The sequence below is a fragment of the Streptomyces sp. UNOC14_S4 genome, assembly GCF_020740835.1.
Lineage (GTDB): Bacteria > Actinomycetota > Actinomycetes > Streptomycetales > Streptomycetaceae > Streptomyces.
This window is the reverse complement of the sequence record NZ_JAINFC010000012.1, coordinates 14258-35548: the sequence shown is the minus strand read 5'-3', so window position 1 is coordinate 35548 and position 21291 is coordinate 14258. Positions and strand designations below refer to the sequence as shown.

Sequence of the window (21291 nt, the reverse complement as noted above, 5' to 3'; positions counted from 1 at the left end):
CCACCCTCCTCCGGCATCCGCAACGCCCCCAACGCCGCCCGAATCGAAGGCCGGCTCCCCGTCTGCCTGCGCCAGACCGCGTAGATCTTGCGATGCGGCCCCGGGTCCAGGGGGATGGCCCGGACGTCGGGCGGCAGGGGCCCGCGGCCCAGTCTCGGGACGACGGCTGCTCCGAGGCCCGCGGCCACCAGGGCTATCTGGGACTGGAACTCGTCCGCGTAGTAGGCGATATCAGGGCGAAGGCCCCGGTCGGTGAAGGTGCGTTCCAGCCAGCTGTGGCACATGGCGCCGGGGGAGTGGCTGATCCAGCGCTGGTCCAGGAGGTCGTCCAGGGTCAGGCCGCGGCGGTCCGCCATCGGGTGGTCCTCGTGGAGCAGGACGTCGCCCACGTCCTCACCGACCTCGTACGTCGCCAGCGCGCTGGGCACGACCAGGGTGACGTTGTGCCAGTCGTGCACGATCGCCATGTCGACCTCGCCCTCGGTGACCAGGCCCAGCGCGTGGGACGGGTCGGCCTCGACCAGGCGGCAGTCGAGTTCCTCGTACCGGCGGGTGAGGTCGGCGAGCATGCCCGGCACCAGGGAGCGGCACGCGGTGGGGAAGGCCGCCAGGCGCAGGGTGCCGCAGGGGGTGCGGCGCTGGGCCTCCAGGCCTGTTTCCGCCTGCTCCAGCAGGGCGACGACCTGGCGCGCGGTTTCGGCCAGGGCCTCGGCCGCCGGGGTGAGCGTCACATGCCGGGCGTGCCGGTCGAGCAGCGCGGTCCGTGTCTCGCGTTCCAGCTTGGTGATCTGCTGGGAGACCGCGGACGGGGTGAAGCCCAGGGCCGTCGCGGCGCCGCTGATGGAGCCGTGCACGGCCACGGCGTGCAGGGCCCGCAGCCTGTTGATGTCGAGCATGAAGCCATGCTAATACCTGCCCTTCAGGATATTTCACAGGGCAATCAGTTACTCGGTGTGCATTGCTGTAGTAACGTCGTCGCCACGAGTTCCCAGAAAGTCGGCGCTGGGCCCCTTATTGCCTTTTTGTTTGCATTCGCCCATTCCGCCCCGCAAGTGATCAAGAGGGTTTTGTGGACCATTCGAAAAATGGCCCCGTGGCCGTCATCGTGGACGGCCATGCGATGGGAAATTACCTGCCCGCGGCTTTCGCGCGGCAGGGTGTCCAGGTCATTCATGTATTCAGTGACCGGTCCGTGCAGAACGTGCTGGCCGTTCCGGACCTCTCCGCCTATCTCGCGTCGTTCGACGCCGATGGCGACGAGGACGCACTCGTGGCGGAGCTCCGCCAGTGGTCGCCCATATGCGTGACGACCGGCAGTGAAATGGGTGTCGAGATGTCCGACCGGCTGAGCGAAAAGCTCGGCCTGGAGGGGAACGGTACGGCCCTCTCGGCGGCCCGGCGCGACAAATACGAAATGCTGGAGGCGCTGCGCCGCGCCGGTATCCGCTGCGTCCAGCAGTTCAAGGGTTCCGACCCCGATGAGCTGGCGGACTGGGCGGAGCGGCTGGCTTCCTATCCGGTCGTCGTCAAGCCGATGAGTTCCACCGGCTCCGACGGAGTGCACTTCTGCGCGGACCGGGCGGCCGTTGTCGCCGCAGCTCAGAGCATTCAGAGTTCCGCCGATCTCTTCGGTCGCCGCAACGCCGAGGTGCTCGTGCAGGAGCGCATGGACGGCACCGAGTACATCGTGGACGCGGTGAGCGGCCGGGGCCGGCGCTTCCTGGCCGGTGTCTGGCGCTACGAGAAGCGCATGCTGGAGTCGGGCCGCCGTATTTACGACAAGGACGTCCTCCTCGCCTCCGACGAGGAGCCCGCCGAGGAACTCGCGTCCTATGTCTACACGGTCCTCGACGCGCTGGGCATCGATTACGGTGCCGCGCACGCCGAGGTCATGATGACCGATTCCGGCCCGATGCTCGTGGAAGTCGCCGCACGGATGAACGGGAATTCCCACCCGGAGTTCCACAGCGCGTGCATGGACGCCAACCAGGCCGATCTCGTCGCTCTGGCCGCCGTCGATCCCGACGCATTCATCAAGGAATACGGCGGGCGGAAGTACCAGAAGCGCACCGAGGCGATCGTGCACAACGCGAGCACGACCCTGAACGGCAAGATCGAGGGCTTCGACAGGGCCGCGATCGAGGCGGTCAACTCCCTCGAAGCGGTCTTCAAGATGATTGTGAAGCCATCGGCCGGGGCTCAGCTCATCCCGACCGAGGACCTTTCCAGCAGCCCGCTGCGCATCTTTATGGCGCACGAGTCCCGTGCCGCCATCCTGGATGACTACCAGCGCATCCAGCAGCTTAAGGACCGGATATTTCTACTCTCGTGACGCCGGAACCGACGGCTGCCGGGAGAGGGCCGCTCGTCGCGCTGATGGCGACCAGGATGGTCTCGTTCATCGGCGTGGCGGCCTACTTCATCCTGAGTTCCTGGCTCGCGCTGCAGTGCGGGGCCGGTACACGGGGGCAGGCGCTGCTGGCCGGGGCCCTCGCCGTGCCCTCCCTGGTCCTCGGTCTCTACGGCGGCCTCCTGATCGACCGGTGGGAACGGCGCACGCTCGCCCAGTGCGCCGAGGTGCTCAGGGCGGCGGCGGCCGCGGGGCTGGCTCTCTGCTCCGCGGCCGGGGAGCTGCGGATGTGGCACCTGTTCCTCGCCACCCTGGTCATCGGCGTCGGGAACGCCATCACCCTCCCGTGTTACGGGGCGCTGCTGCCCGCCGTCTCCGTGGACGACCGTCTCGTCCGCACCAACGCGCAGTGGCAGATCATGACGCAGATCGGCACCATCGTCGGCGCTCTCGCCGGCGGGCCCCTCGTGGACGCCTGGGGCGGATCGGCCCTCTGGATGCCGGCCGCCGCCTACCTGGGAGCGGCGTCGCTCCTCTTCCTCGTCCCCGCGGTGCGGCCGGCGCGGAAGGCGGCGAAGGCGGGCCTGGCCGCGGAGTTCCGTACGGCCTTCACGGTCCTGCGGACCGACCGGAAGCTGCTGCTGGTGACCGTGTTCTCCGCGGTGCCGGTGGGCTTCCTGGCCGCCGCCAACACCCTGCTCGCCCCCTTCGCCCAGAACGACCTGGGCACGGACGCCTCCGGCTTCGGCGTGCTCGACAGCACCTGGGGCATCGGCGCCCTGGCGGCCGGTCTGCTCGTGTCGCGGCTCTTCGGTGAGCGGAAGCACGCGAACCTGTCGAGATCGCTCCTGCTCACCGGCCTGTTCGCGATTCTCTTCGCCCTCGCTCCCGGCTTCCGCTCGGGTCTGGCCGCGGGTGTGCTGCTGGGGTTCTTCCTCAGCTGCGCCAACATCATGTTCCCCGCGTACATCCAGCGTGACGCCCCTGACGCGGACCTGGGCAAGATCCTCAGCGCGGTCTTCGTGGCGTCGTCCGCGGTGCAGCTCTCCTTCGTCGCCTGGGTGGGCATCGCGGGGAACGCGGTGTCGGTCCGCGCCATCCTGCTCGTACTCGCCGTTCTCGTGGCGGTGCTGGGCGGACTGCTGCACTGGCTGATCCGTGACGCGGATGCCGACGCGGACACGGACGCGGACACCCCGGTTCCCGCGCAGCCCGTTTCCTGACCTCAATTCACCAATTCACCATCCCGCTTACCTGTCCCGCTCCCCTGACCTCAATTCACCATCCCGCAGCCGTCGGCGTGTTCGGAGCCACGACGGGGGTCACGGCGCACGGCTGCGGTGGCACATTCGCACGTCAGCAAGGAAATTCATCATGTCGCACAGCACACCCATGTACATGGACATGCCGCGGGAGGTCGAGCACTCGGAAGCCCTTCGGCAGCTCCGTGAAGTGCTGTCCAAGGAAAACTACGAGGGTGCGGTCAAGTGCGCCATGCGGCTCCATGGCGCGCTTCCGGACCAGGAGAACCTGGACCGCAATGTGGTGCTGGTCGCGTACGGCGGCGGCAAGGACAGTTCCTACACGCTGGCCTTCGTCCGCACGATGCAGCTGATCATCTCGCAGGCCCACGGATCGACGTTCCGCATGCGCGTCGCGACGAACCGGCACGCGGGAATGCCGCAGGCCGTGATGGACAACATCGACCGTGCCTACCGGGCTCTCCACCTCTACGGGGACCCCAGCACCGAACTGCTCCTGATCGACGGCCGACTGGTGCGGAACTTCGACGCGAACCTGCCGCAGACCAGCGATGTCGTGGGGCGGAACCGCACCGACATCCTCATGACCGGCCACCGCACCGCCGCCGACGCCCGCCCCACCTTCTGCAACGCGTGCAACCTCAGCATGCTCAACGCCTTCGGGCTCGCGGCGGGCTACGACGGCGGTGTCGACCTCATCATCACCGGCGACTCCAAGCAGGAGCAGCGCGACTACTACCTGTGGGTCTCGCGACTCGCCCGGAAGTTCGGGCTGCAGCCGCCGCGTGAGATGCGAGGCACCTTCCAGGGCTTCCTCACCGCGCTCGACAACATCTCCCAGGCGTACTTCGCCGACATCCACGGCGAAGAGGCCGTCGACACCATCGCCGAGCACTCCGTCCACTCGGACGTCCGCACGGGTCTGGAATTCTTCTCGATCTACCAGGACACCGCCTACGCGTCCGGCGACCACTGGGAGCTGCTGACGGACTACCTGGGCTTCCTCTTCGACGACATCGCCTTCAGCTTCACGGAGTCCGACTGCGGAAACCCCGCGCTCATGGCCCACCTGCGCGCGCTCAAGTGCGAGCGGCGCTACGGCCAGACGTACGCCGAGGGGCTGGCGGAATACGTCGACTTCGCGATTTCCCTCATGCACAAGAAGGAATTCCCGCCCCAGCTCGTCGAGATGATGCGCGAGCGGTACGCGGGCGAGGGCGCCGCGGAGCGCATGCGCGAGGCCATGAACGCGTACGCCGCCGAGGCGTACGGCGTGACCGAGGAGCAGTTCGTCGCCGCGGTCTACGCCCCGTTCACCGAGAAGGGCCTGGGCCTGGACGACTACCTCCGCAAGGAGCAGCCGGACCTGCTGGAGCGCACGGCGGTCATCGAGACCCTCCTGGGCGGCAGCTTCGATCCGGAGGAGGGGGACGAGACCGCGGTGGCCGCCCGGCTGGAGCAGATCACCGGCCTGAAGCTGAGCCAGCTCCGCGTGCTCTACCGCAGCTCCCTGCGACTGCCCTCCACCACGCCCCAGAGCACCCAGCTGATCGACGCCATCCTCGAGGGCGACCCGCACAAGGCCGTCATCCAGACGCGGCAGAGCGCCGACGGCCCGCTGGTCCCCGAGCTCCTCTCCGGCCGCTGACATGGAGGGGGACAAGGAGAGGTCCATGGAGGGGTCCGCGGAGGGAGCCGTGGAAGGGGCCGCCGTCGCAGGCGACTTCGTACAACTGGGCGCGACCCGGGACGGACTCGATCCCTATCTGGACTGCGCCCGACGGCGGTCACTGCGCGCCGTGCTGGTGGAGACGCCCGCGTATCTGCGCTGGCGCAGGCTGCTGGGGCGCCGGCCGTTCGACCTGGAGATCGGCGTCGAGGAGCCGCAGGACCCCGAGCAGGTGCGCAAGGCGCTCGCCGACGCGCAGGTGCGTCCGGTGCTGCTCCTGTCGGGCTTCGAGCGCTACGTGTACGCCGGTTTCGCCCTGGCGCAGTCGCTGCGCACGCTGCCCTGGCCGTCGGTGGGGGAGGAATTCCGCCCGCTCGACAAGCACGAACTGCGGACCGCCGTCCGTGAGGTCGCGGGTCACCTTCCGCAGCCGCGGCAGCAACTCCTGGGCCCGTCGGCCGACGAGGGCGACGCGGGCGAGGAGGCCGAGGAGCTCGGCTATCCGCAGGTGATCAAGCCGGTGGACGGCGGGGGAGGCCTCGGTGTCTTTCTCGTCCAAGGAGCCGAAGAACGACGTGACGCGCTCCGGCACATCGAGCGGCTGGCCAATTACGGAGGCGGCGCGTTCACCGGGGTCATCGCGGAGGAATTCGTCAAGGGACCCGAAGTCTCCCTGCAGGGCGTGGCCCATGACGGGAACGCGGTCCTGCTGAGCGTCTGCGAGAAATTCACCGCAGTCGAGGACGGCACCGAAGGCGGCACCGAGGGCGAGCCGGACGAGCCCGCGGGATTCCGCGAGGTGGGCCACATCGCCCGGCACGGGAGCACCGCCACCGCGGAACTCCTGGAGCTGACACAGTCCTGTGTCGACGCCGCCGGATATCACGAAGGCCCGTTCCACATCGACGCCATTCTCGGCGCGGACGGACCCGTGCTCGTGGAGATGGGATTCCGGCTCTCCGGCGGCGCCCTGGTGGCGCTCATCGAGCGGGCGACCGGCCTGAACTGGGCCGAGCTGACATTCCGTGTCCACCTGGACGGCGCGGACCCGCGGGAGCTGATCGGCACGTCCGGGACGGCGACCGCCGCGACCGCCGGACAGATCCGTGCCACTTCCGAGGAGCAATTGGCCGCGGCGGCCGGGCTTTCCCCGGCCGGATGCTCGCTGGACATCGTCCCCGCGGGCCCGGCCCCTTCTGCCGCGGGGCTCACCGACGACGAGCGGACCACGCTCGCGTCCGACATCGCACGCCACGGCGGCTCCGTCGGACGGGTCGTCGTCACCAGCGACCAAGGCGGCGACGTCCGCTCCGTTCTCTCATTCCTGGCCGACAACCGAAGGCGAGCCTGACCGACCATGTGCCGACTCATCCTGGCCTCCGGGCAGTTCTCGGCGAACGACATCCTCAAAGCCGCCGAGGCGATGAGCTGTGGCCGCACCGCCGACCACGACGGGCCCACCGATGTGCACCCCAACGGCTGGGGAGCGCTCTGGCGCGACCCCGATGCCCCGCAGGGCATCGCGCTGCACCGCGACGTGCGGCCGCTCACGGACAGCCATCACGAATCCCCGGTCGCGGAGCTCGACACCGATTTCCTGGCCGTCCACGCCAGGCACGCGACGCTCCCGAAGAACCACGGGCTGCAGTTCACGCATCCCCTGACGCGGGAAGCCGAGACCACCTGGCATTTCATGCACAACGGTTTCCTGCCCACGGTCCACCAGAAACTCGGCCTTCCGGAGTCCGAGTTCGACTCGCGGGAATACTTCGACTACATCATCCCCGAGGGAAGCCGCAGGCTCGACGAGCAGCAGACGCTCGAACGGCTGCGGGCGATTCCCGCCGGGGGAAGTTCGGGCAACGCCATCGCGGTGAACTCCGACGTCGCGTACGTCATCCACTGGACTTCACCCGGGGTCGCCTCGCCCGTCTACTTCGGCATGTTCCGCCTGCGCACGGACCGGTACACGGTCATCGCGTCGGAGCGGATACCCGATCTGGCGCCGTTGGACCAGTGGGAGCCCCTCGCTCCCGACAGCCTCATCGAAATCCCTCTCAACGGCAGCACGAGCAGCACGAGCAGCACAGCACGTCAAGGAGAAGCCCTTCATGTCCAGCACTGACACCTTCGCCCGCGTGGTCATCGACGCGGCCACCGAGCAGCCCGGCCACGAGCTGCTGCGCAAGCTGGCGACCGGGGAGGTGGCCGTGGTCGTGCTGCGCAACCTGCTGCCCGAGGAGGCGTTCACCAAGAACCGGGAGCGCATCGGGGAACTGTTCGCCAACGCCTCCACGACGAGCTACTCCAACGGCACGCTCACCACGATCGGCCCGTACCTGGCCAAGCACCTGTCCGACCTGGACACGTACTTCCAGGAGAGCAAGGACGCGCAGGCGATGCTCGACGGCGTCTCCTTCGACCTCGCCGAGCGCGTGCGCGAGGGCCTGCGCAAGGCCTTCGGCCTCGACTCGCTCGAGCCGGCCCGCGAGCCGGACGGCCGGGAGTACGCGGCCTCGGTCGTCCGCATCCACGCGGACGGCGTGCGCAACCCGCTGCACAACGACAACATCATGCGGGACGCGGCCGACACGGGCATCGTGCTGGCCGGCCTCGCCCAGCAGCTCAGCTGCGTCGTCTGTGTGCAGGAGTGCGACGAGGGCGGCGAGCTGCGCATCTACCGGCGGCCGTGGCAGCCCGAGGACGAGACCTTCAAGATCGAGGGCGGTCTCGGCTACGACGAGGGCGTGGTCGAGGGCCACCCCGGTCACGAGTTCAAGCCGCAGGCCGGCGACGTCTACGTGATCAACCCGATGCAGTACCACTCGATCGAGCGGGTCTCCGGCTCCGACCGGATCACCATGGGCTTCTTCCTCGGCTTCGCCGACGAGGAGCTCGGCTCGGCGGTGGTGTGGGGATGACCGGGGGATCGGCACAGCAGACCGGGGAGCCCGCCTTCACGCAGGAACCCGCCTCGGGCAGGCTCCTGCGTCTGCTGGAGGAGGGCGGGGCCCGCTTCCGCCGGATCGAGCACGAGGCCGAGGGGCGTACCGACGTCGTCAGCGCGCTGCGCGGGAACGACCTCGCCCAGGCGGCCAAGTGCGTCGTGGTGCGGGTCAAGAAGACCAAGAAGACGTCGCACTACGTCCTGGCGACCGTCCCCGGCGACCGGCGCGTGGACCTGGGCCGGATCGCCGAGCTGTGCGAAGCCCGCCACGCGATGTTCGCGGACCAGCCGACGGCCGAACGGCTGACGGGGTGCACCAGCGGTGCCATCGTCCCGTTCACCTTCGACCCGGCCCTGGAACTCGTGGTGGACCCGGCCCTGCTCGCGCACGAGGAGATGTTCTTCAACATCGAGCTGGACCGCTCCCTGGCGCTGGACACCGAGGACTACGTCCGGCTGGCCGAGCCGCGGGTGGAATCCATCAGCGAGGAGCTCGCCGTCAGCGAGGAGGTGTCGGCGGACTCCGGTCGCTGACACCCGCTCGGAGAGCCGCCGCCTACCCCCGGGGCGCGGCTCTCGCACAGGGGCCCGCACGCACACCGCGTGCGGGCCCTCGCGCATGCGCCAGGCCCTTGCGTATGCGCCCTTGCGCATGTGCCCCTTGCGCATGTGCCCCTGCGCATGTGCTCAGGAGGCAGCCGGCGGCTCGGGCGGCGGTGGAGTCGCGGTGCCCCGTGCGGCGAGCCTCGGGAAGTGCAGGTCGAAGTGGAGCGCCGTCATACGGATCGCGAAGACCGTCGCCGCCGCGGCGATCGTGGTGGGGGTGGGAGCCGCACCCGCCCAGCGCAGGAGCAGATACACGCCCGCGCCCGCGGCGGCAGCGGTGGCGTAGATGTCCTCGCGCAGCAGCAGGGGCGGGAACTGCCCGCATAGCAGGTCGCGTACGACTTCGCCGGTCACGCCCGTCAGTACGGCCAGCATGATGACGGCGAGCGGGGTGGCGCCCACGTCGGCGGCGGCGCGGGCGCCGATCACCGTGACGACGGACAGGCCCACGGCGTCCACGGTCATCAGGCTGCGGTGTGGGAGCCGCCGGTGGCGCAGGAGGGCCATCGTGGCGACGGCGGTGGCGGCGATGACGGTGAGCAGGACCCAGTCGTGCGTCCAGTACAGCGGATGCCGGTCCAGGATCAGGTCGCGCAGGGTGCCGCCCGAGATCGCCGCGGCGAAGGCGAGGACCAGGCCGCCGAACGGGTCCAGCCGCGCCTGGTGGGCGGCGAGCACACCGCTGGCGGCGAAGGCCGCGATCCCTATCAGGTAGAGCACGTACAGGACCACGGCTGCCTCCCACCGGATGACGCGTATGACTTCGGCAGGGGCACCCTCGACCCAGCGCACAACCACGCCAGCCAACCAGGAGCACGGCCGCACGCGCCTCGTTCTTCCGGCCGGAGGTGGGTGGCCGAAAGGCTGATCGTCGACGTCGACGATCAGCGACGGCGCTTGTGCCTGCCCGCTGCTTCGTCACCTGTCGTGTTCGTCTTTCGACGTGCAGTGCGCGACAAACGTCGGACTCCGAATAGTTCGGTCACCGATGTAATCTGGAGGTGAAGGGCGCCACCGTAGTGCAGGAGGGCGTATGACAGGGCGCGTGGAAGCGGAGACGCTCGGCTTCCTGTACCGGGAGCGGGCTCGGCCCGAGTGTGTGCGGAGACGGGCGTACGCCTGGCGGCTCGCCGTGGCGACCGTGTGTCTCGGCGCGTTCATGGGACAGCTCGACGCGAGCATCGTGACGCTGGCCTACGGGAGCCTGCGTGAGGACTTCGGGGCGTCGCTCGCCGCCGTCGAATGGGTCTCGCTCGCCTATCTGCTGACACTGGTCGCGCTGCTGATACCGGCGGGCAGACTCTCGGACGCGCACGGCCGCAAGCTGTTCTACCTCTACGGATTCCTGCTGTTCACCGCGGCGTCCGCGGTCTGCGGGCTGGCCGGTTCGCTCGTGCTGCTGGTCGGCTGCCGGGTGGCGCAGGCCGCCGGGGCCGCGCTGATGCAGGCCAACAGCGTCGCGCTCGTCACCACCACCGCGCCGCGCGGGAAGGCCAGGGCCGGTCTTGGCGCGCAGGCCGCCGCCCAGGCGCTCGGGCTGGCCCTCGGGCCCACGGTCGGCGGTGCCCTCGTGTCCACGGTCGGCTGGCGCTGGGTGTTCGGCATCAATGTGCCCATAGGGCTCGCGGCGCTGATCGCCGGGCACTATCTGCTGCCGCGTACCCGTGCCCGTACCCCTGTGGGGGACTTCGACTGGCCGGGCCTGGTCCTGCTCGCCGCCGCGACGTCCGGCTTGCTGCTGGCACTCTCCACGGCGTCCGGGCTCGACGTGCCCGGCTGGGCGGTGGCCGTACTGGCCGTCGCCGCCGCGACGGCGGCCCGCGGGTTCGTCGTACGGCAGCGCCGGGCCGCCTCCCCGCTGCTCGACCTGCGGCTGCTGCGCGTACGGGCCGTGTCCACCGGGCTGTTCGGGGCGCTGTGCGGCTACCTGACGCTGTTCGGCCCCCTGGTGCTCGTCCCCGTCGCCCTCACACGGGACGGGACGTCCGAGCTGACGGCCGGGTTCGTGCTCACCGCGCTGCCTGTGGGCTTCGCCCTCGCGGCGACGGGCGCGGACAGGGTGCTGCCGAGCGGGCTGTCCGACCGGGCCCGCTGCCTGGGCGGAGCCTTGCTGGCCGCCGGGGCCCTGGCCGCCCTGGTGGTGCTTCCGATGGCCGTGCCCTGGCCGGTGCTCCCGCTGACGCTGCTCGGGCTCGGGCTCGGCCTGTTCACCCCCGCCAACAACGCGCTGATCATGGGCGCGGTCCCGGCGAACGCGTCCGGGACCGGCGGAGGGCTGGTCAACATGGCCCGCGGCCTCGGCACCGCGCTCGGTGTCGCGCTCGTCGGCCTGGCCCTCTTCCTCGGCGGTGCGCACGGCGACCGCTGGGCGGCGCTGACCCTGCTCGCCGTCTCCCTGTTCACGGTCGCCTCCGCGGGGCCCACGGTCACCTCCGCCGGGCCCCGCGAGGGGCGGCGGATACGCTGCCTCCATGGCCGCGCCGCAGCATTGCACCCCTGGGCACCCGTCCAGCGAATCCATGACCGACGACACGACCGACGACACGACCGGCATGGCCGACGTGACGGATGCGATGGACGTGACGGACATGACCGCGACGGACATGACCGCGACGGACGTGACCGGCGCGGGTGCCACGGGTGCCACGGCCGACGCCGGTGACACGAGCAGGACGACCGACGCCCGCATGCTCACCGAGGCCGTCACGCGCCTGCGCCGCGCCCTGCGCGTGTCCATCCGCACCGACTATCCGTGGGAACAACTCCCCATGGCCCAGGTCGAACTGCTTCAGGTGCTCGCCGAACGGTCACCGGCCCGCGTGAGCGACCTCGCCGCGCGCCGTCATCTGGCCGCCAGCACCGTCAGCGGGCTCATCGGTCAGATGACGACGGCCGGACTCGTGGCCCGCACGACCGACCCCGACGACCGCCGGGCCTCCGCCGTCACGCTCACCGACAGGGGGCGCGCCCAGCTCGATGCCTGGACGGAGGCCCACGAGCGCCGTCTCGACGCCGCCCTCGCGACCCTGGACGAGGACGAGCGCGCCGCCGTCCGCACCGCGCTGCCCGCGCTGTTCCGGCTCGCCGAACGTCTCGGTGACGTCGCCGACTGACCCCCTGACCGAGAGGCGCCGTCCACCACCCGCGTACCCCGGCCGGTCGCCCGTGGACGCGCGCTCATGGGCAGGCGGTGGCACGCTGAACCCATGGCCCGGCGCAATGCCGAGGTCGAGGCGCTGCTCCAGGAGTACGCCGACCTCGTCGCGATCACCGGCGGTGACGCCTTCAAGGTGCGCGCCTACGAAAAGGCCGCGCGGGCGATCGGCGGGCACCCGGCCGACGTGTCGGGGCTCGACGCCAAGGCTCTCCGCGACATCCCCAACGTGGGCAAGTCGATCGCCGAGAAGGTCGAGGAGTACCTGCGCACCGGTCACGTCTCCGAGATCGAGGAGACCAGGACGGCCGTCCCCGCCGGGGTCCGGGAGCTCATCGCCATTCCCACCCTCGGGCCGAAGAAGGCCCTGGTCCTGTACGAGGAGCTCGGTGTCTCCTCCGTGACGCAGCTGCTCCAGGCCCTGGACGACCGGCGGCTGCGCGACCTCAAGGGCTTCGGCGAGAAGACCGAGGCGAACATCCGCCACGGCATCGAGCTCCTGCAGAAGGCTGGTGACCGCATCCTGCTCGGCGCCGCGATGGACACCGCCGAACAGATCGTCGCCGAGCTGTCCCAGGTGGAGGGCTGCGAAGGGTGCGCCTTCGCCGGGTCGCTGCGACGTATGCGCGAGACGATCGGGGACATCGACATCCTCGTCGCCGCCGAGCGGTCGGCCCCTTTCATGGAGGCGTTCCGCGAACTCCCGGACATCGCGGAAACCATCGTGAGCGGACACAAGAAGACCTCGGTGCGCAATACGAAGGGACTGCAGATCGATCTGCGCGTGCTGCCGCCGTCCGCCTGGGGAGCGGGACTTCTCTATTTCACCGGCTCGAAGGCGCACAACATCCGCATCCGCGAGATCGCTGTTCACCGCAAGTACAAGCTCTCCGAATACGGCCTCTTCCACGCCAAGAGCGGACGGAAGATCACGTCGGCCACCGAGGAGGGAATCTACGAGCGGCTGGGGCTGCCCTGGATCCCGCCGACGCTCCGTGAGGACCGCGGCGAAATCGCAGCGGCACTGCGCGGTGAACTCCCCGAGCTGCTGGAGGAGAACGACATCCGCGGTGACCTGCACACCCACACCGACCTCACCGACGGCCTGGCCTCCCTGGAGGACATGGTGACCGCCGCCGCGCGGCGCGGCTATGCCTACTACGCGGTCACCGACCACGCCCCCGACCTTTATATGCAGCGCATGACCGACGCGAAGATGCTCGCCCAGCGGAAACGGGTGCGGGAACTCGACGGAAAACACCGCAGGATGAGGGTGCTGCACGGCACGGAACTCAATATCGGGCCGGACGGGGAAGTGGACTGGCCGGACGAATTCCTGGCGGACTTCGACCTGTGTGTGGCCTCCGTGCATTCCCACTTCAACCAGAGCCGCGACGAGCTGACCCGACGGCTCGTACGCGCCTGCGAGAACCCCTACGTGGCCGTGATCGGACACCCCACGACGCGGCTGATCGGCAAACGCCCGGGAATCGACGCCGACTTCGACGCGGTCTTCGAGGCGTGCGCGCGGACCGGAACGGCCCTGGAGATCAACGCGCACCCCGAGCGCCTCGACCTGGGCGACGAGGACATCCTGCGCGCCAAGCGGTACGGGGTGAAGTTCGCGGTGAACACCGACGCGCACGCCACCACCCATCTCCCGTACATGCGCTACGGCGTGGGCACGGCGCAGCGCGGCTGGCTGACGAAGGACGATGTCATCAACGCCTGGCCACTGCAACGCCTGCGGCGCTTCTTGCGGGCGGGGCGCGGGAGTTGATGGCGACTGTGCGGGGTGGCTGGGCGGCTGGGGAGGGCGCGCCGCCGCAGAATTGTTTCTCCACAGGCACATGCATGTTCGATTTTGGTGCACCTACTCTCTGTAGTCGTAACGGCACACGGAGGGATGGGAATCGAATCATGGACGCACTGCGGCACATCGCCCCTCATCTGGCGCTCGACCTCGTCGCGGTCTGCCTGCTGACCTTCGCCCTTTACTGGCGGCGGCGCCGGCGCCGCGACCTCGTACCGGCCTATCTGGCTCTGAACATCGGCCTGTTCACCGTGGTCGCCGCCCTCGCCGAAGTCGGCGGCGGTGGTGGCGGGGCGGTGCTGGGCTTCGGCCTCTTCGGAGTGCTGTCGATCGTCCGGCTCCGGTCGGACGCCGTGCAGCACGAGGAGGTCGCGTACTACTTCACCACGCTCGTCCTCGGCCTGGTGTGCGGGCTGCCGCGTCTGCCGCTCCCCGTCGGGGCGGGGCTCGCGGCCGTGCTGCTCCTGACCGTCTGGGCCGCCGACAACCCCCGGCTTCTGGCGCGTTCCCGCCGGGCTGTCGTGACCATCGACACCGTGCACGCCGGCTCCGACGCGCTGCGCGCCGACCTGGCCCGCCGACTGGGCGAGCCGCTCCACTGGACGGTCATGGAGGTGGACTTCGTCCGTGACCTGATGGTCGTCGACGTGCGCTACCGCGAATCCGGGCCGGACACATCGGAGGCCCGAGAGGCCCGGGAGATCCGGGAGGCCAGGGCCGTCTCCCGGGACGTGGACACCGGCTTCCTGCTCGGGGCCCTGGACCCGAAAGCGGCTTGCCCGGCCGCGCCCGCCGAGCCCACGCGCCGCCCCGCACCCGCCTGGGGCCCGGCGTGACGGCCGCACGGGTGCCGCTCGCTCGACGGGCAGCGGGCGCGGCCGTCACCGACGCCCGCCGATCTGCTGGGGTCCAGGCCGTCACCGACGCCCGCCTGTCCGTCGGGGGTCAGGCCGTCACCGACGTCCGCCGGTCCGTCGGCGTCCACCGGTCCACCGAAGCCAGGGCCGTCACCGACGCCCAGCAGGCCCCCGGACCCCGAGTCGGCTCGGACGCCCGACAGGCCGTCACCGACGCCGCCCACGCTGCTGTGCCCATCTCCCTCGGCGAGGTCAATGAGCGCTCCGCTCTCCTCGCCCGCTTCGACCGCAGCTATCTGGTGCCGGTACGGACCTTCCTGCGTCTGGCGGAGCAGCTCACCGACTCCCGGTGCGCCGGAGGAGGCTTCCGGGCCCTGACGATCGACGGGCGGCGTGCCTTCCGCTATCACTCCACCTACTACGACACACCGGGCCTGCGGTCCTTTCACGATCACCGGCAGGGGCGCCGTCTTCGCTTCAAGATCCGCGAGCGGGTGTACGAGGACACCGGCGAGCGGCAGTTCGAGATCAAGCTCAAGGGCGGCCGCGGCGACACGGTGAAGCACCGCCACGCGCTGGCTGTGCCCGGCATCTCGCGGGCCGGGCGCGGCGCCCGGCCCGACGCGGACTGCCGGGCCTTCCTCGCCCGGACCCTGCGTCACGCGTACGGCATCGACGCGCCGGAAGGGCTGACCCCTTCCCTCGGCACCGGCTATCTGCGCGTGACGCTGGTCGCCGACGGGGAGCGCGTCACGTGCGACGCGGGGCTGGTCTGCTCCGATCTGCGGACGGGCCGGGCCGTGCGGTGCGACCCGGCCCTCGTCCTGGTCGAGGTGAAGACGGCCGGTCATCTCGGCGCGGCCGACCGCCTCCTGCACGGGTGCGGGATGCGCCCCGCCGTCTTCACCAAATACTGCGGAGGGCTCGCCGCACTGCGTCCGTCCCTGCCCGCGAACCGCTGGCGCCGTGCCGCGGCCCGCGCCTTCGGCGAGCCGCCCCAACCGGGTGCGGCTCCGGCCTCCCGGCCGGGTGCGGCTCCGGACACGGCGGTCCCGTAGCCGTGGTGGCCGCGGCCGCGGCGGGGGTCACCGCCGCCCGGCGCCCGCCAGTACGCGGCCGGGGCCCTCGGAATCCTGTGCCTGTCGTCGGAACTCTCCTGGAGGGAGGTCGAACATCTTGCGGAACGCCAGATGGAAACCCACGGAGCTCTGGTAGCCGACCAGCTCGGGGATCGTGGTGAGCGGGACCGTGGTCTCGGCGAGCAGCGTCGCCGCCTTCTGCATCCGGCGCTTCGTCAGATGCTGGCCGGGTCCCTCGCCCACCAGCTCGCGGAAGGTCTTCGTGAACGCCGACCGGGACATCCCGGCCTGCCGGGAGAGGGAGTCGATCGTCCAGGGCTCCGCGTACTCACGGTAGATCGCCAGAAGGGCCTTGCTGATGCCGGGGTGGCGCAGCGCGTGCAGGTCGGGGGAGCTCTCCGCCAGCTGCTCCAGCGCCACCCGCAGGGACAGTACGAAGACCATCTCGAAGGCACGGGTCACGATGAGCTGGCTGCCGGGATCCTGCCGGGCCGTCTCCGCGGTGAGGCTCTCCAGGGTGCGCGTCAGCAGCGGTTCCTTCGCCAGCGTGTCGCGCTCCAGGACGATGACGTCGGGGAGGGCCGCGTAGACCGGGGGTTTACTGACGGCGTCGTAGTGCAGGCTGCCGCAGATCAGCTCGGTCTCGGGGCCGGACGTGCCGATCTCGACGATGCCCGAGGCGCCGGGACGGCGTTCCGGCAGCACCGTGTCGAGGGACGGGGCGAGCGGCACCGCGCGGTCCGCGATGGTGTGGCCCGTGCCGTGCGGGAACACCGCGAGATCCCCCTCGCGCAGGGTCACGGGCGAGGAATCCCCGGGAAAGTTCACGCAGCAGTCGTTGCGCAGGATGTAATGGATGATCGCGCAGCTCTCGTCCTCCCCCTGAATCGCCCAGGGTCCACGGGCAAGCCATCTGCTGTGAAAAACACTGTGCAAACGGAGCGGCATCAGCAGGTCACTCAAAGTGTCGTCGACGCGACTCATGGACGATCCTTAAAAGCGGCAGGATTCTTGATAGTTGAATCCTAACCAGGGGCCGACCAGACTTCTTGGCAGGGATAGTCACCGGATCGGCCGGGGGGTCGAACTGCGAGTCGCAGGTCACAGGTGAAGATCCCCACATGCGTACAACCCTTTGCGGAACCGTGGAGCTGCGGAACTACGGAACCGCGGAACCGCACGGGGATCTGCTATGGCATGTTCGGAACAGTTGGAACGGGGGGTTCCGTGGAAATTCTGATAGCAGGGGCTGGAATCGGCGGGCTCACGGCCGCGCTGAGTCTGCACCATGTCGGATTCGACAGGGTGCGTATTGTCGAGGCGGCGCCCGAATTGCGTCCGCTGGGCGCCGGGGTCAATCTGCTGCCCAATGCGGTACGTGAGCTGGCCGCGCTCGGGCTTTTCGACGAACTCGTCACCGTCTCCGCCCGCACCGACGAAATCCGCTATTACGCGCGCACCGGCGGGCTGATCTGGCGGGACGACCGGAGCGCCGGATCCGGCCACCGCTGGCCCCAGTTGTCGCTCCACCGGGGCCGTCTCCACACGGTGCTCGCCGAGGCCGTGCGGGCTCGTCTCGGCGCGGACGCCATCGTCACCGACGCGAGGCTGACGGGCTTCACCGAACTGCCGGACGGCAGGCTCGAAGCGGCCCTCGACCACGGTCGCGGTGCCTCGTCCTCGACGCAGCGCGCCGATGTCCTCGTGGGTGCCGACGGCATCCGCTCGGCCGTGCGCGCCACGCTCCACCCGGACGAGGGCGCGCCTTCGTGGCGGGGTTCGACGGTGTGGCGGGGCACCACCTGGGCGCCTCCGTTCCTCGGTGGGAACGCGATGCTGGTCACCGGCGACGGCACCCAGAAGGTCGTCGCGTACACGATGTCATCGGAGTCCGACGCCGAGGGCCGCGTCCTCGTCAACTGGGCCGCCTCACGCCCCGTGGACGGCGGGGCGGACGGCGACCGCAGCGACTGGAACCGGCCAGTGCCGCAGACGAAGTTCCTGCCCCACTTCGAGGGCTGGGACCTCGGTTTCCTCGACGTCACCGCACTGCTCGCGGACTCGGCCGGGGCATTCGAGTACCCGATGCTCGACCGGGAACCGTTGCCCCGCTGGTCCTTCGGGCACACCACGCTGCTCGGGGACGCCGCGCACGCCATGTGCCCGATGGGCTCGGGCGGCACCACCCAGGCCATCATCGACGCACGGGCCCTGGCCTATTGCCTGGCAACGGGCGGGAATACCGAGGACGCGCTCGCCGCGTACGAGGAACACCGCCGCCCCGCCATGACCGAACTCCAGCTCGCCAATCGCAATATGGGCCCGGAAATCGTCATCGACATGACGTACGACCGGGCGCCCGAAGGATTCCGGCGGGCGAGCGATGTGATACCCGCGGCCGAACTGGCCGATGTCGCACGGCGCCACGCCGAAATCGGTGCCTTCGATCCCGTGGCCGCCAGTACCGGCTCGCCCTGGACCGTCTGACCCCCAACCCGCCGCCCGGCCGCCGCGCCGCGGCCACATCGAATTCCCGCGGAACGGCGACGTTCCCGTCGGCACACCGAACCATTTTCAGGAGAACAATGACCCGCGCTGGCCAGGAGTACATCGAGTCCCTGCGTGACGGACGCGAAATTTGGCTCGATGGTGAACTCGTCAAGGACGTCACCACGCACCCGGCATTCCGCAACACGGTCCGCTCGATCGCCGGTCTGTACGACATGACGCACGACCCGGCGTTCCGCGACGTCCTCACCGTGCGGCCGGAAGGGCCGGAGAGGGCGGAGGGGGCGGACGCCCGGATCCATCGGGCCTACGCGATCCCGCGCAGTCACGAGGATCTGGTCGCCCGCCGCAAGGCGTTCAAGACCTGGTCGGAGGCCAGCTACGGCTTCCTCGGCCGCTCTCCCGACTACATGGCCTCCGGCATCGCCGGCTTCGCCGCCCTGCCCGGCGTCTTCGCGGGCGCGGAGTTCGACGGCACCGCCAACCTCGACGCCTACTACCGCCGCATGTCCCAGGGCGACCTCTACCAGTCGTTCACCCTCGCCAACCCGCAGGCGGACCGTACCAAGGCCGCCTCCGAGCAGGAGCGCGACGACCTCTACATCAGGGTCGTCAAGGAGCTCGACGGCGGCATCGTCGTGCGCGGCGCGAAGATGATCGGCACCGCGGCCATCTTCGGCAACGAGATCATCGTCGGCACCATCGAGCCCCTCCCGGCCAAGGACGCCGACTACGCGCTCAGCTTCTCCATCCCGCTGGACACCCCGGGCCTGAAGTTCATCTCGCGTACCTCCTACGAGGCCGCCGCGCGCACCGTCTTCGACAACCCGCTGTCCTCGCGCTTCGACGAGAACGACTCCATGCTCATCTGCGAGGACGTCTTCGTCCCGTGGGAGAACGTGCTCGTCTACCGCGACGTCGAGGCATCCTTCAAGCAGTGGTGGGTGACCCCCGCGTACTGGAACTTCGTCCACCAGGCGGCCACCCGCTTCTGGACCAAGCTGGAGTTCCTCGTCGGCCTCGGCATCCTCATCGCCAAGGCCAACGGCACCTACGAACTGCCGCCCGTGCAGATCCAGATCGGCCGCCTCATGGGCTGGCTGAACATGGCCAAGTCCATGCTGCTGGCCGCCGAGGCCTCCTACGAGGCCGTGCCCGGCGGCGACGGCGCCGTGCAGATCAACAAGGAGATCGCCTCGGCGCACCGCTTCATGGCCGCCGACGTCTACCCCAAGGTCCTCCAGGAGATCAAGACGCTCGCGGGCGGCGGGCTCATCCAGCTCCCGGCCTCCGGCCTCGACCTCCGCCACCCCGTGATCGGCGACCTGGTCGCCAAGTACGTTCGCTCGCCCGGCGCCGGCCCGGAGAAGCGCGTCAAGCTCTTCAAGCTCGCCTGGGACGCCCTCGGCTCCGAGTTCGCCGGGCGCCACGAGCAGTACGAGCGCTTCTACCACGGCGCCCCGCACATCTACCTGCCGTCCATGGTCCGCGACGGCAGCCCGGACCTCTGTGAGCGCCTCGCCCAGTCCTGCCTCGACGGGTACGAACTCGCCGACGAGCCCGCAGGGTTCGCCGCGTGACGTCCATGGCATCCCACCGCCGGCTCGCGCTCGCGCTGCTCGCCTGTACCCAGTTCCTGCTGATCCTCGACACGGCGATCATCAACGTCGCCGTGCCGTCGATCGGCGCCGAGCTCGGCATCTCGCCCAGCGGCCTGTCCTGGGTGGCGAACGCCTACCTGATCACCTTCGGCGGCCTGCTGCTCTTCAGCGGCCGCGCTGCCGATCTGTTCGGCCGCAGGAAGCTGTTCGCGGCGGGCCTCGCCGTCCTGGTGCCGGCCTCGCTCGCCGGAGCCCTCGCCGACGGCGCGGCCTGGCTGATCACGGCCCGCGCCGTGCAGGGCGTGGGCGCCGCGCTCGCCGCGGCCTCCGCCTTCGCCCTGCTGCTCACGCTCTTCGCCGACGGGCCCGAACGCCACAAGGCGCTGGGCATCTTCGCCGCGATGGCCGGCGCGGGCGGCGCGGCGGGCACGGTGCTGGGCGGCGTGCTCACCAGCTGGCTCGGCTGGCGCTCCACCTTCGCGCTGAACGTCGTCGTCGGCGTCGTGCTCATCGCCTGCACCTGGCGCGTGCTGCCGGAGGCGCGGGAGGAGGGCGGCGGGCGCGGCTTCGACATCAGCGGCGCCCTCACCGTCACCGGTGGCCTGGGGCTTCTCGCCTACGCCCTGGTCAACGCGGGGGAGGCGGGCTGGACCGCGGCCACCACGCTGGTCCCGGCGGCCCTCGCCGTGCTCCTGCTCGTGGCCTTCGCCGTGATCGAGTCGCGCGTCGCTCAGCCGCTCGTGCCGCTGAAGGTGCTCGGGCGGCCCACGCTGCGCCTGGCCAATGTGCTCGGCGGGCTCGCGCAGATGGCGCTGTTCCCGATGTTCTTCCTGGTCAGCCTGTATATGCAGGCGGTGCTCGGCTTCGAGCCGGTGGCCGGGGGGCTGGGGCTGCTGCCGCTGTCGCTGGTCGTCGTGGTGGTCGCGGGGGCGACGGACCGGTTCATCGGCCGGTTCGGGCTGCGGACGGTGATGGCCGCGGGCTTCGTGCTCATCGCCGCGGGCCTCGCCTGGCTGTCGGCGCTCTCCGCGCACGGCTCCTTCACCGACGACGTCCTCGCGCCCAGCATCGTCCTCGGCGTGGGCCTGCCCCTGGCCGCGGTCACCACCAATGTGGCGGCGACCATGGACGCGGGCACGGACGAGGTCGGCCTGGCGTCCGGGCTCATCAACACCAGCCAGCAGATCGGCTCCGTGCTCGGGCTGGCGGTGCTGACGGCGGTGGCCTCGGCCCGTACGGGCACGTCCGACGGCCCCGTGGCGCTGACGTCGGGTTTCCAGGCGGCCTTCCTGGTCGCCGCCGCGATATCCGCCGTGGCCGCGCTCCTGAGCCTGACCCTGCGCACACCCGCGGCCGTGCCGCCCGCGCCCGCCGTCGAAAGCGTCGCCGAAGGCGCCTCTGGCTGATTGTTAAGTACCTCCGCCCGGCTGCTAATTGAAGCGGCC

Annotated in this window: 18 protein-coding genes; 15 read left to right on the top strand and 3 right to left on the bottom strand. The window is 70.2% G+C overall.

The genetic code is table 11. From position 1 onward, the window contains the following. Positions 1–896, bottom strand: an 896-nt coding sequence (locus K6I34_RS02355) for a LysR family transcriptional regulator (RefSeq protein ID WP_229322301.1), incomplete at its 3' end; no start/stop codon positions are given. A gap of 197 nt (positions 897–1093) precedes the next feature. On the opposite strand from K6I34_RS02355, the gene K6I34_RS02350 reads away from it, so the two are divergent. The 7 genes from K6I34_RS02350 to K6I34_RS02320 all read left to right on the top strand — a co-directional run bounded on the left by K6I34_RS02350 (position 1094) and on the right by K6I34_RS02320 (position 8762). After that, entirely contained in the window at positions 1094–2332 is a 1239-nt protein-coding gene (locus tag K6I34_RS02350; protein ID WP_229322300.1) for an ATP-grasp domain-containing protein, read from the top strand. After that, positions 2329–3573: an MFS transporter gene (locus K6I34_RS02345; protein WP_229322299.1), complete on the top strand. Its 1245-nt coding sequence runs from the start codon at positions 2329–2331 to the stop codon at positions 3571–3573. Before K6I34_RS02350 ends, K6I34_RS02345 begins: the two co-directional genes overlap by 4 nt. Positions 3574–3724: 151 nt before the next feature. Further along, positions 3725–5260 carry a PqqD family protein gene (locus K6I34_RS02340; protein WP_229322298.1) on the top strand — a complete coding sequence of 512 codons (1536 nt, stop codon included), beginning with the start codon at positions 3725–3727 and terminating at the stop codon, positions 5258–5260. A 25-nt stretch (positions 5261–5285) separates the two neighbouring features. Beyond that, a complete protein-coding gene (locus tag K6I34_RS02335; protein WP_229322297.1) occupies positions 5286–6632 on the top strand; it encodes an acetyl-CoA carboxylase biotin carboxylase subunit family protein in 1347 nt (448 codons plus the stop codon). 6 nt (positions 6633–6638) lie between these two features. Continuing rightward, the gene (locus K6I34_RS02330; protein ID WP_229322296.1) at positions 6639–7406 is read left to right on the top strand and encodes a class II glutamine amidotransferase; all 768 of its coding nucleotides are present in this window, start codon (positions 6639–6641) and stop codon (positions 7404–7406) included. Next, complete coding sequence (locus K6I34_RS02325; RefSeq protein WP_229322295.1) at positions 7393–8202, top strand: hypothetical protein; 810 nt, start codon at positions 7393–7395, stop codon at positions 8200–8202. The genes K6I34_RS02330 and K6I34_RS02325 overlap by 14 nt, the downstream gene beginning before the upstream one ends. Beyond that, a complete protein-coding gene (locus K6I34_RS02320) occupies positions 8199–8762 on the top strand; it encodes a YbaK/EbsC family protein (RefSeq protein WP_229322294.1) in 564 nt (187 codons plus the stop codon). Before K6I34_RS02325 ends, K6I34_RS02320 begins: the two co-directional genes overlap by 4 nt. Positions 8763–8915: 153 nt before the next feature. Here K6I34_RS02320 and K6I34_RS02315 read toward each other — a convergent pair whose 3' ends face one another. After that, positions 8916–9566 (bottom strand): trimeric intracellular cation channel family protein, encoded by a 651-nt coding sequence (locus K6I34_RS02315; protein WP_229322293.1) that lies wholly within the window; start codon positions 9564–9566, stop codon positions 8916–8918. 301 nt (positions 9567–9867) lie between these two features. On the opposite strand from K6I34_RS02315, the gene K6I34_RS02310 reads away from it, so the two are divergent. From K6I34_RS02310 to K6I34_RS02290, 5 genes are all read left to right on the top strand, one after another. Next, positions 9868–11496, top strand: coding sequence for an MFS transporter (locus K6I34_RS02310; protein ID WP_229322292.1), 1629 nt, complete (start codon positions 9868–9870; stop codon positions 11494–11496). After that, complete coding sequence (locus K6I34_RS02305) at positions 11423–11947, top strand: MarR family winged helix-turn-helix transcriptional regulator (RefSeq protein ID WP_275126955.1); 525 nt, start codon at positions 11423–11425, stop codon at positions 11945–11947. The genes K6I34_RS02310 and K6I34_RS02305 overlap by 74 nt, the downstream gene beginning before the upstream one ends. Positions 11948–12040: 93 nt before the next feature. Next, positions 12041–13768 carry a DNA polymerase/3'-5' exonuclease PolX gene (gene polX / locus K6I34_RS02300; RefSeq protein WP_229322291.1) on the top strand — a complete coding sequence of 576 codons (1728 nt, stop codon included), beginning with the start codon at positions 12041–12043 and terminating at the stop codon, positions 13766–13768. A 140-nt stretch (positions 13769–13908) separates the two neighbouring features. After that, positions 13909–14637 carry a DUF4956 domain-containing protein gene (locus K6I34_RS02295; protein ID WP_229322290.1) on the top strand — a complete coding sequence of 243 codons (729 nt, stop codon included), beginning with the start codon at positions 13909–13911 and terminating at the stop codon, positions 14635–14637. Next, positions 14634–15716, top strand: coding sequence for a polyphosphate polymerase domain-containing protein (locus K6I34_RS02290; RefSeq protein WP_308293952.1), 1083 nt, complete (start codon positions 14634–14636; stop codon positions 15714–15716). Before K6I34_RS02295 ends, K6I34_RS02290 begins: the two co-directional genes overlap by 4 nt. Before the next feature lie 27 nt (positions 15717–15743). Here the strand turns inward: K6I34_RS02290 and K6I34_RS02285 are convergent, their stop codons facing one another. After that, positions 15744–16721 (bottom strand): AraC family transcriptional regulator, encoded by a 978-nt coding sequence (locus K6I34_RS02285; protein ID WP_229322289.1) that lies wholly within the window; start codon positions 16719–16721, stop codon positions 15744–15746. Between the two features lie 243 nt (positions 16722–16964). Here K6I34_RS02285 and K6I34_RS02280 point away from each other — a divergent pair, with 243 nt between their 5' ends. The 3 genes from K6I34_RS02280 (at position 16965) to K6I34_RS02270 (ending at position 21252) form a co-directional block, all read left to right on the top strand. Continuing rightward, positions 16965–18224: a flavin-dependent oxidoreductase gene (locus tag K6I34_RS02280; RefSeq protein ID WP_229322288.1), complete on the top strand. Its 1260-nt coding sequence runs from the start codon at positions 16965–16967 to the stop codon at positions 18222–18224. Positions 18225–18322: 98 nt separating this feature from the next. Beyond that, positions 18323–19825 carry a 4-hydroxyphenylacetate 3-hydroxylase family protein gene (locus K6I34_RS02275; protein WP_229322287.1) on the top strand — a complete coding sequence of 501 codons (1503 nt, stop codon included), beginning with the start codon at positions 18323–18325 and terminating at the stop codon, positions 19823–19825. A 5-nt stretch (positions 19826–19830) separates the two neighbouring features. Then, positions 19831–21252 carry an MFS transporter gene (locus K6I34_RS02270; RefSeq protein WP_229322303.1) on the top strand — a complete coding sequence of 474 codons (1422 nt, stop codon included), beginning with the start codon at positions 19831–19833 and terminating at the stop codon, positions 21250–21252. Positions 21253–21291: the final 39 nt, after the last annotated feature.